The organism is Vibrio rhizosphaerae, from assembly GCF_024347095.1.
Taxonomy (GTDB): Bacteria; Pseudomonadota; Gammaproteobacteria; order Enterobacterales; family Vibrionaceae; genus Vibrio; species Vibrio rhizosphaerae.
The window spans coordinates 720,774-736,072 of the sequence record NZ_AP024904.1; the positions used below are offsets into that span (position 1 = coordinate 720,774).

A 15,299-nucleotide genomic window follows, 5' to 3' on the forward strand; every position below is an offset into this window, starting at 1 on the left:
TACTGCCCGCTCTGGTTTTATACCGAAATCATAAAATTATTACTAGTTACTCTTTACAGTGTAAAACATCGTTGTAAGATCAGTTCTCCTTTCTTTTTTAATGGTTATTGTCATGATTGCCTGCTATGAGTCCTATAAAGCCGGACTCTTTCATCCTTCTCAATGGTTACGAAATATCAGTGCCGGTGTGATTGTCGGCGTGGTCGCTTTACCCTTAGCAATGGCGTTTGCCATTGCATCCGGCGTCAAACCGGAACAAGGCCTGTATACAGCTATCATTGCCGGTATTCTTGTCTCGCTGTTCGGCGGATCCCGGATTCAAATTGCAGGGCCGACCGGGGCTTTTATCGTGCTGTTATCCGGCATTGTTCACAACTATGGGGTCAATGGCTTACAAATCGCAACCATGATGGCAGGCGTTTTCCTGTTGCTGTTGGGGATCACCAAACTCGGCAGCATCATTCGGTTTATCCCCGATCCGGTCATTATTGGCTTTACCAGCGGCATTGGCGTCATCATCTGGGTCGGACAATGGCAGGAGTTTTTCGGCTTACCGCAAATTCATGGTGAACACTTTCATCAGAAACTACTGTCGATCTATCACGCTTTCCCTCAGTTGAACTGGCAAACAACCGGACTTGCCCTGTTATCTCTGGTGATTGTTATTTACGGGCCGAAGATTCCTAAACTGACCAAAGTTCCCGGTCCGCTCTTGGCGTTGGTGATCGTGACACTGTTACAAAATACCCTGCATCTGGATGGGATCCGCACCATCGGGACGGCGTTTGGTGGTATTCCTCAGGGATTACCGTCAGTGACACTGCCACAGGCAAGCCTTGCCGACTTGATCCCGTTAATCGGCCCTGCCTTTGCGATTGCGATGCTGGGGGCGATCGAATCGCTGTTGTCCGCCGTAGTCGCTGACGGGATGACGGGGACACGGCACAATTCAAATCAGGAGCTGATTGGTCAGGGGATTGCGAATATGGTGTCACCACTATTTGGTGGGATTGCCGCAACAGGGGCTATCGCCCGGACCGCCACCAATATTCGTAACGGTGGCAACAGCCCGCTGGCCGGGTTAGTCCATACCGCGACCCTGATTATTATCCTGCTGCTGCTCGCACCGCTGGCGGTGAACATTCCACTGGCAACATTGAGTGCGATTCTGTTCGTAGTGGCATGGAATATGAGTGAAGCCCGACATTTTATTAAACTGCTCAAACGCGCCCCGAGAGCGGATGTTATGATCCTGCTGATCACCTTCTTCCTGACGGTTTTTGCCGATCTGGTTGTCGCGGTCAATATCGGGGTAATTATTGCAGTGCTGCACTTTGTCAAACGCATGGCGACAAGTGTCGAAGTCAAAGCCAGTACCAATGTTGAACTGGCTGACGAGCTGGGTCGTCAGGGGATCACTCAATTACCACCGGAACTGGCGGTTTACGCGCTGGAAGGTCCATTTTTCTTTGCCGCTGCCGATGCCTTTGAACGAGTCATGCACAGCATTCCGGAAAAGCCGCAAATACTGATTTTACGCCTGAAATGGGTGCCGTTTATGGACATGACCGGCCTACAGACACTGGAAGAAATGATTCAGGATTTCAGTCGCCGCAATATTCGCGTGATGATCTCCGGTGCCAACGCCCGTGTCACCTATAAACTGCAAAAAGTCGGCATCATCCAACAGATTGGCGAAGATTACTATTTCGCTGAATTTCAGGCAGCACTAAAAGCCGCATTACAACAGATTGAATCGACATCACGCCCGGCAACACCAGCATAGTTTTATGCAAGCATTTTGTTGGCAGACATTGTTCGGTTCAACATTGTTCGTGTCAACATTGTTTGAATAAACATTGTTTGGATGAACATAGTCAGGGTGAATCTTGTTTAGGTAGATATTGCTTGGCCGAACATGGTGTTCGGTCAACATCGGACAAGCAAGATTCAGTGGTTCAGAAAGACTTCAGGATATGCCATCCTGAAGTCTTGACACTCAACCGGTACACTCAGAAGATTCTTGTTCCTTAAGCGCAACAAGCTGGGGTTTATAGACGCCTTCAAAAGAGAGCAAGCGGATTTCGATAGTTCCGCCGAAGAACTCCAGCTCAACACGGGGATCCTGACTCTTCTTCAGTTGTGAATCAAACGTTTCGAACAGATCAGCCATAAAGTTCCTGACTGCCTGTTCGGAATATTCCGAATAATTTTTTTTCATGTTTATACCTGCCAACATTTTTGTGAACTGTTTTTTGTGAACTGATCGTATCGCCAGTTTCATCATCAATGATAGATGTGAATGCATGACTCATCACGCAGACAAGATAAGCCAAGGGACAAAACTCTGGTGGTTTCGTTTTTCAAATGAAATCATTTTTATATTTTAAAGTCACGATGGTCAACCGATCACACGGTGTTTTTTATCCTCTTCATGTTCATTCTGACGCGATCACTCACAAATATGTAACCTTTAAATGACAATAAAATTGATATATGCCGCAAGAGTCTCATCAACATTCAGCAACGACAAACCAGGACACCGCATCCTGTATATCACCTACCGTAGTCGCTTATTATCCCGATGCGTCTGAATCGCGAGATCATTGCCTGATTCGACGCGGTTTTTCCCTCGGGCTTTAGCGGTATACAGCGCAATATCAGCACGTTCGATCATTTGTTCGATCGTTTCATCATTCATGCGACTCACCACACCGAAACTACAGGTACAGCGCCCCACGACATTAAAATCATGGTTCATAAACGCTTGGCGAAGTTTCTCGGCCAGAATATGCACACCATGAAGATCGGTTTCCGGGCAAACAATCAGAAACTCCTCCCCGCCCCACCGTCCGGGAATATCAGTTTTTCTCACATGCTGTTTTAAGAGCCCGGCAATTTTACATAACACTTCATCACCGGCCTGATGACCAAAGGTATCATTCACCACTTTAAAATCATCAATGTCCAGCATAATAATCGATAAAGGATGTTGATGACGGTCTGCCCGAGAGACTTCTTTCTCCAGCGTTTCATCCAGTTTCAGACGATTATGCAGACAAGTCAGTCGATCCGTAATGGACAGCACTTCCAGATGCTTACGATCGGTAATATTTTGCTCGACCGCCGTATATCCAACCAAATGTGCATTCAGGTCATGGGTTGGTTCAATATAAGCAAGTACCCAGTAAACTTCACCCGTTTTACTGCGTTTTTTAATCTCTCCACGCCAGGGCTGTTCTGCCAGAATACAATCTTTTATGTCAGCCGGAAGATTCTCAGATATATCCGGGTGACAGAGTCGATAATATGACTGCCCTTGTAACTCTTCAGCACGATATCCGGAGACTTGGCAGAAAGCTTCTGATACAGACTCAAGATGATCATCCAAATCTGCGGTCGCATAAATAACATAATTATCGATAATTTTATTGGCGACCAATAACTTATTAATCATCTTCTGTGATTTGAAATACATTGAGAAAATATAATAGCCAAAGAAAATGAAGAAAATAAAGAAGCCTCCAATCATCACAATATGATAATGATGGATCGATCGCTTGAGGTAGTTTAATTTATCCTTATCAATGTAATAGATGATTTTCCATGGATAATGTGGTGACAAACGTTCTGAATTGCTGACATAAAATCTCGTCCCTTGGAGCTTGCCACTCTCTTCCACTGTCAATAACGTATCAAAAACCCCAAATTCATCATCATCAACAAATATTCCTGATGTATTTTTATTGATCTCTTTCCAGACTTGAGCATGATCGATTGGCATTTTAACTTGGTATTTCAGCTGATATTTTTTCTCAAGTGAATCGTTCGAAGCAATTTTAAACCATTGACCTATATGGTTTGAAATCCAGAGATCCTCATTAATATTGTATAAACGACTTAACAGATCATCAATTTTATAACTAATAATCAAAACGCCTTGTAAAGCCTTATTTTTCTCTATCTGTGCAACTTTTTCTCCGAAGATCAAAACCGGAACATCATCAATCGCATTAACACTATCTTTCATATCAATACTGAGTGATGAGATAAATATTTTCTTATGGGGAAATGCCATGATATCTTTAAAGTAAGGTGTTCGATGAATATTCGTCAGATTTGCATCTTGGGCAACTGAAACTTTGCCATGTTTATAATTGATTTTAATTTTTTCTTGCCCGGAAAAATCAACCCATTTGACTTCAGTATAGACGCGGCGGGATTGAATAAATGTTCGCCACAATGCGGTCAATTTTGCAGTATTCAGCTGCCCGGATGAATCGAACTCTGCACGCGTCAGTGTTCTTTCAAAAAAATTCAAATCACTTACCCGCCATCTCAGGGCATTTTTCAGCGCTTTTTCAGCGCTAGAGACCTGACTGGTAGCATTGCTTACCAGACTCGTATCCACTTCATGTAACTCAACCCGATAAAGCGTTAGTAGCAACGACAGGAACAACCCGACCAATAAACTATAAATCAAAAATAGTTTGGGAAATTTTTTACTTTGTATCACTTCAGAGCTTCCCATCCGAATAAATGGCTATGAATCACGATTCACAAATTTCCTAGCACTGAAATCTCATCTTGATTGTTTTTAGTATGACTTTAAAGTTTAAGTATGGTGCATCATTGCAATAACACAATATCTGATTCATTTTTGAAGCAGATAGTCCCGGTCAGGTATCTCTGATTGCGATTACTCGGCTTCACTCATCACAAGCTCTGACATTTTATCTATCATTGCCTGTGAAAAAATCGTTTTACGATCGGTTTCCCATATAGATGAAGCGATACTGACCAACACCAGCCCCAAACCAACGCAGAGTGACACTGGGAAAGATGCTTCCAGAGAAAGTGAAGCCCCGGCAGTAATAATCGACTGAGTCAGCAGTGAGACGTGCTCAAGCCCTAACTGACTTAGCAGTTGCTCATCGTTAATCAGGTATTGCAAGATATGGAGCGACTCCCCGATTAATATTTCTACGGATGAGATGACATGGGTTGCCAGAGAAATATCGGCTTCAATACTCAGCGCCCCCAAACCTAATGTCAAAATCTGTGGATGCCGATAACGAAAATCATCACCAGAGAGTAAAGTTGTGAGATATTGCCGATATCCCGGTAACACCAAATAAGTTTCATGATTATAGGTTCTGACGTAAGCGGTAATATCTAATTCCGCACATAGCGCAAGCGGATCGCTGGTTGGTATTTGAGGCGGTTCAGACAGCTCTCGTTGCTGATGCTTTCGCTGATACAACCGGGCTAAAAATTCTCCCCATTCGTCCGGTGATAAGATGGTGATATCAACCTTATCGGCGACGTACTTCAGCGGAATCTCTCGTGCTGCCTGTTGTGAAGACAGTGCCGGCCAGTATATGGGAGAGTGTTTCCAGTAAACCGGACGCTTTCGAGACTTCTCAGTGACGCACGCAGAGATCGCTGTCTCCAAATCGAATTCATTGCTCATCTTTATTTCCAATTCAAAAATATGCTTCAACCATTGAACACTGAAACCGAACTGAAGAAAAAAGCCCTCAAATGAGGGCAAAGCAACGACCGGGATAGACGAAAGAGCTCCGCCATCGCCCGATTCAGCATAGTTTCGCGTAAAATGGGTTGTGAGTTTCCCCATCAAGGGAAATCGCAATTGAACATTCTATTGATTCAAATACGTAGATTATGGAGTGACTTCATAAAAAGTGTATTTAAGGCTATTTGCAGCAAACTCATCATGTTATCCTGTTAAGTCATTGTTTATTCAGCATGTAATGCAGGCTTGCCTTTCTACATAACATGCTCATTTGAGGATATTATTGATCGCATATGAGTAAAAAACAAGTTTCATTGCCGCCTTTTGACTATCTTGCTGGGAAGCAGGTCACAGAAAAACTATGCAACATATTAAACGTCAAAAGTACGCGAGCGTTATCCGAGCAACTCAACGTCCCGACATCGACTTTCGCCACATGGCATAAACGGAATGTCTGCCCTTATGAGCTAGCCATAAGGCTACATCTGCATAAGGGGATCTCTTTAAAGTGGTTACTACTCAATGAAGGCGATCCTTACCCGAATGCGGCAGCTCATAAATATCATGTCAATGATGAGCCCAAACGTCTGGTACATATTGATTTGTTTGCGTTGAAGAATGGACAACTGAATCATCGTGGGACCATGACGTTGGATCAGTTCTTTTTAGACGAATTGGAGATTTCCAATGTGATTGCGGTTCGTGAGGGGGATATGACTTATCTGGTCGATCAGGAATCGACCCGAGCAGTCAGTGGGACTTACCTGCTTAACGTTGATGGCCTGTTGTCGATCAATACACTCCAACGTCTGCCGGGTAAACAACTGGCGCTGAATTTTGATGGCTCGGCTTTGACCGTGAACGAATCCGACGTCAAAATCGCCGGACAAGTTGTTTTATTTATGTCCCGCAGACCATCACAGACTGACATACACCACGAGACGAGTGACGCTTAATGTCCGCAAGTTGAGTATATGTTGGGGTGCCAGATGTGCATCAGCCTTTCAGGGTGTTCAACTGGCACAAAACCATATTGTGCATAAAGGCCATGCGCGTCTTTTGTTGCAAGCAGCATGCGCCGCAACCCCTGTAAGTTAGGGTCCTCAAGGAGTGTGGCCATCAACCATTTACTCAACCCTTTGCCGCGATGCGCTTCCAGAATAAAGACATCCGCCAGATAAGCGAAAGTGGCGTGATCTGTAATCACTCTGGCAAAACCGACCTGCTCTCCTGAATCTAAATACCCCCCAAAACACAAAGCATGCTCAATCGCTTTATGAAGTACCGATTCCGGAATCCCTTCAGCCCAATAACTGGTTGATAGATAGGCATAGATCATCTCAAAGTTGAGATCTTTCTTATCTGAGCTGATGTAATATCCCTGCATGATTTTCTCCTTGCAAAACATCAGATAACGGCGCACTGACATTGCTGCCGCGAAGCAGTAATGAGTAAAAAGACATCAACGCATCATCCCATTTTCTGACGAAAGATCAAGGCCGGAAAACCAAGCAAATCTCATCACTTTCACATCACTTTCACATCACTTTCACATCACTTTCACATCACTTTCACATCACTTTGAGTGAAGAAATTTTGTCACTGATCGCAGAACATATTTGCATATGAAATAAATTAAGCCCGATACTACGTCCCTCCTACAAACGATGGTATTCTGATTCGCACTGTTTGTTCAGCATGGATAACAGGCTTGCCCTTCTGCATTCATGCTCAATTGAGTTCATTATTGATCGCATATGAATAAAAAACAAGTTTTATTACCACCAATCGACTATCAGGTCGGTAAAAAAGTCACCGATAGAATCCGGGAAGTCTTAGATATCAAGAGCGTACGGGCTCTGGCAGACCATGCGGAGATGTCTTATTCAACCATTACAACTTGGCATCAGCGCAAAAGTTGCCCTTTTGATTTGGCGATCCGGTCTCATTTGCATAAAGGTATTTCTTTAAAATGGCTGTTACTGGGAGAAGGTACCCCCTATCCCAATGCGGCAACCCACGCCTATCAGGGAGAAAACAGCGAGGTTAAAAAGCTGATTGATATGGATCTCTTTTGGCTGAGAAATGGCAAACTGGCTCAGAATGGAACGCTGACACTGGAGCAGTTTTTGTTAGACGAATTATCAATTACCAATGTGATTGCGGTTCGCGACGAAGGCCATACTTATATTATCGATCAGGAGGCACAACAAGCGGTTTCCGGAAGTTATCTCATCGATTTCGACGGTCTGTATTCGGTCAATGATATTCAGCGACTCCCTGAAAAGCAGTTGGCCATTGATTTTAAAGGCTCCCCATTGATTGTGGGAGAACATGAGTTGAAAGTGTCCGGAAAAGTCGTCCTTCGGATGTCTCGCGATTGATTCGCAGCCGGAGCGATGGGCAAGGCCAAGTCAGATCCGACAGCTACCCGTGAATCAACATGGACTGAACCGGACTGATTTCAGCAACCTTTTTATTTTGAGGCACTGTCTTATTCAATCACAAAGGCAGCCAAAACAGGCTGCCTTTCATGGGTGCTCTTCGATAGAAATCAGGATCATCTTTCGCGGTACAATCTCGGTTCGCTCAAGATTATTGTCTCTATCAAGATTGCTTTTCGGCGGTTGACATACCTTCCGGAATTGTATCCCAGCTCAGCTTTTCACTGACCCACAGATGGTGTGACGGTGCAAACAAACTGTCATCGGCTAATCCTGTAGGCTTCAGCTTCAATTTAATCGCATCCGGTTGTGCCGGATTGACATGATAAATTCGAACCCCACAATCGGGACAAAATTTCGCAATATTGGTATTGCCACTTTCAGCAATCCGCGACCATTGTTTCATTTCCCCAGAGAAACGAATATTTTCAGCAGAGACCATCACGGTCACACTAAAAGGCGCACCGGACAGTTTTTGACACTCTTGACAATGACAAGCAACCACTCGTTGTGGTGCGGCAAGTAATTCATAAGTGACCTGACCACACTGGCAGGCACCATGGATAGGAAATTCCATATAAATTGCTCCTCGATTCGCTTATATTTTCTGGTACAGACGGATATAACGCCGCTATTGAAGCAGGGACTGATCGAAACCAGACTGGGAATCATCATCGCAGAACCGTGCATTGGGCTCAATCACATTATATTCGCCTGCTCAAAATAGGCTGAGCCCGGGCACGCTCTCAAAAGCAGCAGTTCTTTCAATCTTTCAATCTTTCAATCTTTCAATCAAAAGATTTAAAAAAACACTTTACCTCAAGCTAACTTGAGGTTTTATATTCCCATACGGATTAGCAATAATGGAAAATGGGACAGACTGATGCCAAGCTGCCAACCCGGATTTGGCAATCATTTCTCAAAATAACATAAGGAGTTCATGATGATTCATTTAGAGCACGTTAATCTGGTGGTCCGAAAAGACGATATTCCTGCCATGCTCAAGTTCTATCAGGCAGTTTTCCCTCACTGGCATATCAGAGATCAGGGCGTGTCGGACTGGTACGGTAAAACCCGGACATGGCTCCACTTTGGCGACGACTATCAGTATCTGGCGATCAGTGATAATGGCGAAGGAGAAAACCGTGATTTGACCGGTCATCAGGTTGGGTTAGCACATTTTGCTTATGTTACGAATAATCTTGATGCTGTCATCACCCGGCTGACTGATGCCGGCTTTGAAATCGCAAAAGATGGGATGCCCCACCCGCACCGGAAAAATATCTACTTTATTGATCCGGCAGGATTCGAAGTTGAATTTGTTGAGTACATGAGTGACATTGTCAGCGAAAGAAACAGTACCATTTAACGGATTTAACTGATTGTGTGATAGGTAATATACCGAACACCGCCGTTCGGTATATTGCCAGAAAAATCAAATCGGTAGTATAAGCCGTATGCCGAAAATGATTACTCAGGAAAGATGACTTCTATTTTTTATGTTAATACTCATCGGTTGGTCTATATTTCCTGACAAAATAATTAAATTTTTCCAGAAAATCAGGATTTTCAGTTAAATATTGATTTGACCAATAAACACCAAGTGGTTTATCCATATTTGGATAGATTTCAAATATATCTGAAGATAAACCATGTTCCTCTAAATAATTATTAATTGCTAATTCATTGGCAAGTATGGCATCACAACGCTTCGCTAACAGGGCCTTAACTAATGCATCGGTATTTTTAAAACTCCCGACCGCTTTATAATGATTTGCCTGAAGCCAATACTGCATATTTGAACCAAACCTGACTAATATACAGGCCTTATCTTTAAATGATTCATCCGTCGGGTTAAGCGGATTTCCCCGTAATAGATACCAATTCCATTTCTGTGGAAAGATCACTTCTGAAAATGTTGCATAAGCATCCCGTTTATTATTTTTTGAGGCGAGGAAAAATCCCTGCGCAGCCCCAACCTTTACCATAAACTGGGCTCTTTCCCAAGGATAGACATTGATTTCATAAGGGACTTCCATTTTTTCAAGTATATTTTTAACGACCGTCACCGCCGGACCATCTAAAATATTATCGTGATACACTTGATAAGGTGGCCAGATTTGTGTGGTCAACAATATTTTTTCTGCTGCATACAGTTTTGCACAAAATATCAATGATAATATGCAAACAACAGCATTCGAGATACACTTTCTCATCAATATAGTCCAAATAATTATATTAACAACATCAACCGCTTGGATTCTTTATACCGATCCATTAATGTTTGCGGTCTAATATAATATTTAGCATAGTACATCCTCATCAATATTATCCAGATCACCGATAAAAATAGAATGTAACTTTACATGACAAGATTTAACCATATTAAATATATTGCTTAATCACATTTAAAATAAATTGTTCAAAAACATACCCATATATTGGCATCCGATTCACCGCGCACTGGCTCAGTGAGACATGCTATCCAGAGATACTCATACTGACTTCACGACCCAGCAGTCTCAACGCTCTTTGCTGTGTCGTACTAGATCTCATTCCTAATCCGGGTCATTTCTTCGTCTGGATCTGGTCTTTCAAACTTGGACCAGAATAATGCCAGCATTTCAGGGGTCATTTCGTATGCGTGCTCACCACGCACTGCGTTACGTTGAAGCGCTCTTCTTTGACATTCTTCATAACTGACATCAAGGTAAATAAATTCAAAGTCCAAATCGTGCTCTTTTGCCCACTTGGTCAACGCCAGACGTTCCGATTTTGTCCAGAAACCAAAATCAAATATGACTGAAACATTCAGGTTTATCATTTGAATCGCCGAGGATTGGAACAGCGATTTCAGGGTCAATAAACGAGCATCAAACACTTCACGCGCCATATGTTCACCAAAAAGCGGGATCATCCATTCATCAGCGTTAAACCGAAATGCCTTTCGCTCTTGTTCCAGCTTTTTAGCGTAAGTGGTTTTACCTGAGCCAATAAAGCCACATATAAAGTAAATTTTTGCCATCTTTACCTCAGCATCATTATCTTGATTGCAGCAACCGATTGATGTCCGACAGCAGGTTAGGAGGGGGTCATATTGGTGATCCTTCACCCCGGAGACTTTGAGACATCTTTCGATAAAAAAAGAGAACCACCGCGCCTGATGATAAACCGGTGATTCTCTCATGCTTATGTTTTACCAGACTCTCAGAAAAACAGCGGATCAATCGCTCTTTATGGCTGGTTCGTCGGTGTTATCCGTTTTAATAATTACCGGGATATCCTTAAAAATCAAACTGATAACAAGTCGTATGATGGTAGGTCTCACCTGGCTGAAGAATACAGTTTGGTTGCTGCCATTCAGGATGGTTGGGTGAATCCGGCAAGAACTGAGTTTCTAAAGCAATACCGGCATATTGAGAATAGACATGATCACCACGTCCCGGAGTGCCTGCCAGCCAATTCCCGGTATAAAGCTGAATCGCAGGCATCGTCGTGATGACATGCATTTGCACCCGCTCATCCGCACTGGTTAATGATGCCACGGGACGGGACGCATCACGGGCAGCCGAGAATAGATAGGCATGATCGTAACCTTGTACGGTCATTTGCTGTTGATCCTGCATTAAATCAGCGCGTACCGGTTTTTTCCGGCGGAAATCAAATCCGGATCCGGTCACATCTTGCAAGGCCCCGAGCGGAATCCCGACATCGTTAATCGGCAAAAACGCATCGGCATCGAGCCAGAGTGCATGATCGAGACAAGAATGACCGCGGTCTGCACCGTGCAGATTAAAATAAGCGTGATTGGTCAGACTAACCGGTGTCGGTTGATCCGTCGTGGCATGATATTCAATCAAGACTTGGTTGGCTTCTGTCACGGTATAGGTTACCGACACATCCAAATCACCGGGAAATCCCATCTCACCATCCGGAGACGTCGTAGTAAAGCGGACTTGGTTATCGGTCCGTTCAGCAACATCCCAGCGACGATTGTGGAATGCCTGTTTACCGCTATGCAGACAATTGCCATTTTCATTGGCATCCAGCGTATATTGCTTACCATCAAGGGTAAAACTGGCATTGGCAATCCGGTTGGCATAAGGCCCGATGGTCATCCCCAGATAGCTTGCCTGAGTCAATAACACCTGTTCAGAATCAACGCCCAGCAAAACCTCCCGCATCTCACCCTGTGCGAGCGGTAGCTGACAACTGACCCATGTCGCTCCCATCGGGGTAAATGCAGCACGCATTCCTCGCGAGTTCTGTAAAATAATCAACTCTTTCCATTGTGTTTGATTCTCTGCCGACGTTTGTTCGGCAAATGATTTTTGCATTATTATTCCCTCATGATTCAGAAATCAGGCCTGCCCCTTGTGTTGCCTGGCAGACATAGATAGATGCTTGTAAACCCGTCGCGGCCTGATACTGCCTCTCAACGGCTGCCCGGACTCTTTCCACGAGTGCTGGCGGCACCAGTGCGACCACACATCCACCGAATCCACCGCCGGTCATGCGTACACCACCTTGTGCGCCGATCTCCGTTTTTATCAAATCAACCAGTATATCGATTTCTGGTACTGTTATTTCAAAATCATCCCGCATCGAAATATGGGATTGCGCCATCAATTGCGCGACGGTGTGGATATCGCCGGCAGCCAGCGCCTGAGCTGCTTTACAAGTCCGGTCATTTTCAGTAATCACATGCCGTGCTCTGCGGGCAACGACCGCATCGAGCTCACTGAACCGGGCGTTAAGCTGTGCCAGTGTCACATCCCGCAGTGCTTGAACACCAAACTGACGTGCAGCGGCCTCGCACTGTTCACGACGCGTGTTATATTCGCTGTCAACCAAACCACGCTGTTTATTCGAATTGACGATCATGACAACCATCTCAGCAGGAATCGATACCGCCTGAGTCGTTAAGTCCCGGCAGTCGATTAACAGTGCGTGATTTTCATAGCCTTGCGATGAGATTAACTGGTCCATAATGCCACAGTTACAGCCGACAAACTCATTCTCTGCCTGTTGTGCATTCAGTGCAATCTCTTGCTGGCTAATATCAAGGTTCAGTAACACTTTAAATGTTTGTCCGATCACGACTTCCAGTGCAGCAGAGGAACTTAACCCGGCCCCTTGCGGCACATTGCCGCTGACCGTCATATCCACCCCGCACAATGAGTAACCGCGGGCAATTAAGCACTTCACTACCCCGCGAATATAATTGGCCCACATTTTATCGGGCTGAAATTCGATGGGTGCATTCAAATCAAACTCATCAACGGCGTTCTGGTAATCACAAGCGATGACCCGAATCCGGCTATCCTGACGTTTGGCCGCAGCCACCACAGTCTGATAATTAATCGCACAAGGCAAGACAAACCCATCATTGTAATCGGTATGTTCACCAATCAGATTGACGCGCCCGGGAGCCTGAATCAGGTGGCTCGGCTGATATCCGAAAATTTCGGAGAATGATGTTGTTACATTTTCAACTGGATTAGACATCTGACTTCTCTTTATTGTTCTTTGTAATGAATTTCACTGACCTCACGCAAATACTGCGCCGCCTGCTCTGCCGTCAGGTCGCGCTGCGTTTCAGCCAACATTTCATAGCCCACCATAAACTTGCGTATTGAAGCACTACGCAATAACGGCGGATAAAACAAAGCATGCAGTTGCCAGTGGTCAATCTCCGTTCCTGATTCAAAAAATGGCGCATAATGCCACCCCATCGAATAAGGGAAGGAACACTGGAACAAATTGTCATACCGACAGGTGAGTTTTTTGATCGCCAGCGCCAAATCATCCCGCTGTTCATCGGTGAGCTCGTTCATGCGACGCACATGCGTTTTCGGCAGCAAGAGGGTTTCATAGGGCCATACCGCCCAAAAAGGAACCACCGCCAGCCAGTGTTGCGTTTCGACCACCGTTCGCGCGCCATCATTCAGTTCGGTCTGAACATAATCAACCAACAGATTGGATCCGTGTTGCTCAAAATAGGCTTTCAGCTGTTGATCTTTGCGCTCAATCTCATTCGGCAGAAAGCTGTTGGCCCAAATCTGACCATGCGGGTGCGGTTGCGAGCACCCCATCAGCTCACCTTTGTTTTCAAACGCCTGAACCCAGACATATGACTGTCCCAGCGCTTCAATCTGTTCGTTCCATGTGTCAATCACATGACGAATCTGCTGGCACGTCAGCTCAGGTAACGTTTTGCTGTGATCGGGAGAAAAACAGATCACCCGGCTTAATCCCTGCACGCCTTGTACTTGCAACAGCGGATTGTCAGATTCAGGCGCGGCGGGAGAATCCGGCATCAACGCGGCGAAATCATTACCAAACACATAAGTGTCTGTATAATCAGGATTTATCTCTCCCGAGACCCGAGTGTTACCCGGACACAAAAAACAAGACTCGTCATAACAAGGTATCTCTTGATGATGAGGCGGTTCATTGAGTCCGCTCCACGGACGTTTTGCCCGATGGGGCGAAACCAACACCCATTGTCCGGTCAGCGGATTGTAACGGCGATGGGGATGGGCACTTGGATCAAACAATTGCTTTATCATCTTCACTTACTCTTCATACGTGAATACATCTCATACGTGAATACATCATGGCATACACCGGTAACCATTCGGGCGACGACCAAGTATCTTGCTGTATGTTCAGCACCCGCTCGGTGTCTGACGGTCTTCTGCCCCGAATAAAATGGGAGTCTAACAGCTCCGCTATCTCTGTTTCTGTGATTAAAACCACACAGTGGAAACGTTTACACTAAGACGAATGTCACCGCGATAAGCTGGTTATTTTCTCCGCTATTCAGCGAATTCTGAGAGTGAAACCAACCGGTTGTAATGCTTTTCTTGTTAATACTTTTCTTGTTAATAGGAATGCGCTAGCATAAATCAATACAGCCCAAACCGCTCAGCACAGCTTCAGTGCGAGCCGCTGGTCAGGATGTCATCACCATCCATGCTGTTCTTTTCTACGAAAGATAAATGCCATACCATGGCCGGGTCCTCCCTCCGGGGGCTCAAAACAATAACCTGACCTCATCGATCAAATGACTGTCATGAAGCACATGATTGCTTAAATTAAGGAAGCACAGGTGTTACACGAAATTCCGTTTTTAGGGCTGCTCTTTAGCCCACTGGTTGTTTATATACCCCTTGCAATTGGGATCACTTACCTTATTCGGATCGTGCTATTCCACACGGGACTCTATGGCAAACTCTGGAAACCGGCCTGGATGCTGGTCAGTCTTTTTGTCTGTATCTTATCTCTCACTGTTAAATTCTACGGAGCATAACCCG

15 protein-coding genes are annotated in these 15,299 nt (G+C 44.8%); 5 read left to right on the plus strand and 10 right to left on the minus strand.

Annotated features, from left to right (window positions below; genetic code table 11):
• The first annotated feature begins 112 nt into the window (after positions 1-112).
• Positions 113-1,786 carry a SulP family inorganic anion transporter gene (locus tag OCV37_RS18265; protein ID WP_038178029.1) on the plus strand — a complete coding sequence of 558 codons (1,674 nt, stop codon included), beginning with the start codon at positions 113-115 and terminating at the stop codon, positions 1,784-1,786.
• Positions 1,787-1,999: 213 nt separating this feature from the next.
• Here OCV37_RS18265 and OCV37_RS18270 read toward each other — a convergent pair whose 3' ends face one another.
• The 3 genes from OCV37_RS18270 to OCV37_RS18280 all read right to left on the minus strand — a co-directional run bounded on the left by OCV37_RS18270 (position 2,000) and on the right by OCV37_RS18280 (position 5,473).
• Positions 2,000-2,221: a hypothetical protein gene (locus OCV37_RS18270; RefSeq protein WP_157634832.1), complete on the minus strand. Its 222-nt coding sequence runs from the start codon at positions 2,219-2,221 to the stop codon at positions 2,000-2,002.
• Positions 2,222-2,560: 339 nt separating this feature from the next.
• Positions 2,561-4,516, minus strand: a complete 1,956-nt coding sequence (locus tag OCV37_RS18275) for a sensor domain-containing diguanylate cyclase (protein ID WP_169739337.1) — start codon at positions 4,514-4,516, stop codon at positions 2,561-2,563.
• A 183-nt stretch (positions 4,517-4,699) separates the two neighbouring features.
• The gene (locus OCV37_RS18280) at positions 4,700-5,473 is read right to left on the minus strand and encodes a hypothetical protein (protein WP_157634830.1); all 774 of its coding nucleotides are present in this window, start codon (positions 5,471-5,473) and stop codon (positions 4,700-4,702) included.
• Positions 5,474-5,829: 356 nt separating this feature from the next.
• Here OCV37_RS18280 and OCV37_RS18285 point away from each other — a divergent pair, with 356 nt between their 5' ends.
• The gene (locus OCV37_RS18285; protein WP_051680238.1) at positions 5,830-6,492 is read left to right on the plus strand and encodes a phage repressor protein CI; all 663 of its coding nucleotides are present in this window, start codon (positions 5,830-5,832) and stop codon (positions 6,490-6,492) included.
• On the opposite strand, the gene OCV37_RS18290 is transcribed toward OCV37_RS18285, so the two are convergent.
• On the minus strand, positions 6,489-6,923 hold the full coding sequence (locus OCV37_RS18290) for a GNAT family N-acetyltransferase (protein ID WP_038177954.1): 435 nt from the start codon (positions 6,921-6,923) through the stop codon (positions 6,489-6,491). The two genes, OCV37_RS18285 and OCV37_RS18290, sit on opposite strands and share 4 nt — an antisense overlap.
• A gap of 370 nt (positions 6,924-7,293) precedes the next feature.
• Between OCV37_RS18290 and OCV37_RS18295 the strand changes: the two genes are divergently transcribed.
• On the plus strand, positions 7,294-7,920 hold the full coding sequence (locus OCV37_RS18295) for a helix-turn-helix domain-containing protein (RefSeq protein ID WP_038177953.1): 627 nt from the start codon (positions 7,294-7,296) through the stop codon (positions 7,918-7,920).
• A gap of 223 nt (positions 7,921-8,143) precedes the next feature.
• Here the strand turns inward: OCV37_RS18295 and OCV37_RS18300 are convergent, their stop codons facing one another.
• A complete protein-coding gene (locus OCV37_RS18300; protein WP_038177952.1) occupies positions 8,144-8,557 on the minus strand; it encodes a GFA family protein in 414 nt (137 codons plus the stop codon).
• 366 nt (positions 8,558-8,923) lie between these two features.
• On the opposite strand from OCV37_RS18300, the gene OCV37_RS18305 reads away from it, so the two are divergent.
• Positions 8,924-9,349, plus strand: a complete 426-nt coding sequence (locus tag OCV37_RS18305; RefSeq protein WP_038177950.1) for a VOC family protein — start codon at positions 8,924-8,926, stop codon at positions 9,347-9,349.
• A gap of 133 nt (positions 9,350-9,482) precedes the next feature.
• On the opposite strand, the gene OCV37_RS18310 is transcribed toward OCV37_RS18305, so the two are convergent.
• From OCV37_RS18310 to OCV37_RS18330, 5 genes are all read right to left on the minus strand, one after another.
• Positions 9,483-10,196: a substrate-binding periplasmic protein gene (locus OCV37_RS18310; RefSeq protein ID WP_051680236.1), complete on the minus strand. Its 714-nt coding sequence runs from the start codon at positions 10,194-10,196 to the stop codon at positions 9,483-9,485.
• A gap of 329 nt (positions 10,197-10,525) precedes the next feature.
• A complete protein-coding gene (locus OCV37_RS18315) occupies positions 10,526-11,005 on the minus strand; it encodes an AAA family ATPase (protein ID WP_038177949.1) in 480 nt (159 codons plus the stop codon).
• A gap of 259 nt (positions 11,006-11,264) precedes the next feature.
• On the minus strand, positions 11,265-12,317 hold the full coding sequence (gene galM, locus OCV37_RS18320) for a galactose-1-epimerase (RefSeq protein WP_038177947.1): 1,053 nt from the start codon (positions 12,315-12,317) through the stop codon (positions 11,265-11,267).
• Between the two features lie 10 nt (positions 12,318-12,327).
• Complete coding sequence (gene galK, locus OCV37_RS18325; protein WP_038177946.1) at positions 12,328-13,488, minus strand: galactokinase; 1,161 nt, start codon at positions 13,486-13,488, stop codon at positions 12,328-12,330.
• 11 nt (positions 13,489-13,499) lie between these two features.
• On the minus strand, positions 13,500-14,552 hold the full coding sequence (locus OCV37_RS18330) for a UDP-glucose--hexose-1-phosphate uridylyltransferase (protein WP_038177944.1): 1,053 nt from the start codon (positions 14,550-14,552) through the stop codon (positions 13,500-13,502).
• 542 nt (positions 14,553-15,094) lie between these two features.
• On the opposite strand from OCV37_RS18330, the gene OCV37_RS18335 reads away from it, so the two are divergent.
• Entirely contained in the window at positions 15,095-15,295 is a 201-nt protein-coding gene (locus tag OCV37_RS18335) for a DUF1656 domain-containing protein (RefSeq protein ID WP_038177943.1), read from the plus strand.
• The last annotated feature ends 4 nt before the right edge of the window (positions 15,296-15,299 follow it).

Bases quoted from the DNA above. Each gene is read 5' to 3' on its own strand.
- OCV37_RS18300 (WP_038177952.1), bottom strand. From the start codon at position 8,557: ATGGAATTTCCTATCCATGGTGCCTGCCAGTGTGGTCAGGTCACTTAT.
- OCV37_RS18265 (WP_038178029.1), top strand. From the start codon at position 113: ATGATTGCCTGCTATGAGTCCTATAAAGCCGGACTCTTTCATCCTTCT.
- OCV37_RS18330 (WP_038177944.1), bottom strand. From the start codon at position 14,552: ATGATAAAGCAATTGTTTGATCCAAGTGCCCATCCCCATCGCCGTTAC.
- OCV37_RS18290 (WP_038177954.1), bottom strand. From the start codon at position 6,923: ATGCAGGGATATTACATCAGCTCAGATAAGAAAGATCTCAACTTTGAG.
- galK (WP_038177946.1), bottom strand. From the start codon at position 13,488: ATGTCTAATCCAGTTGAAAATGTAACAACATCATTCTCCGAAATTTTC.
- OCV37_RS18280 (WP_157634830.1), bottom strand. From the start codon at position 5,473: ATGAGCAATGAATTCGATTTGGAGACAGCGATCTCTGCGTGCGTCACT.
- galM (WP_038177947.1), bottom strand. From the start codon at position 12,317: ATGCAAAAATCATTTGCCGAACAAACGTCGGCAGAGAATCAAACACAA.
- OCV37_RS18315 (WP_038177949.1), bottom strand. From the start codon at position 11,005: ATGGCAAAAATTTACTTTATATGTGGCTTTATTGGCTCAGGTAAAACC.
- OCV37_RS18305 (WP_038177950.1), top strand. From the start codon at position 8,924: ATGATTCATTTAGAGCACGTTAATCTGGTGGTCCGAAAAGACGATATT.
- OCV37_RS18295 (WP_038177953.1), top strand. From the start codon at position 7,294: ATGAATAAAAAACAAGTTTTATTACCACCAATCGACTATCAGGTCGGT.
- OCV37_RS18285 (WP_051680238.1), top strand. From the start codon at position 5,830: ATGAGTAAAAAACAAGTTTCATTGCCGCCTTTTGACTATCTTGCTGGG.
- OCV37_RS18310 (WP_051680236.1), bottom strand. From the start codon at position 10,196: ATGAGAAAGTGTATCTCGAATGCTGTTGTTTGCATATTATCATTGATA.
- OCV37_RS18270 (WP_157634832.1), bottom strand. From the start codon at position 2,221: ATGAAAAAAAATTATTCGGAATATTCCGAACAGGCAGTCAGGAACTTT.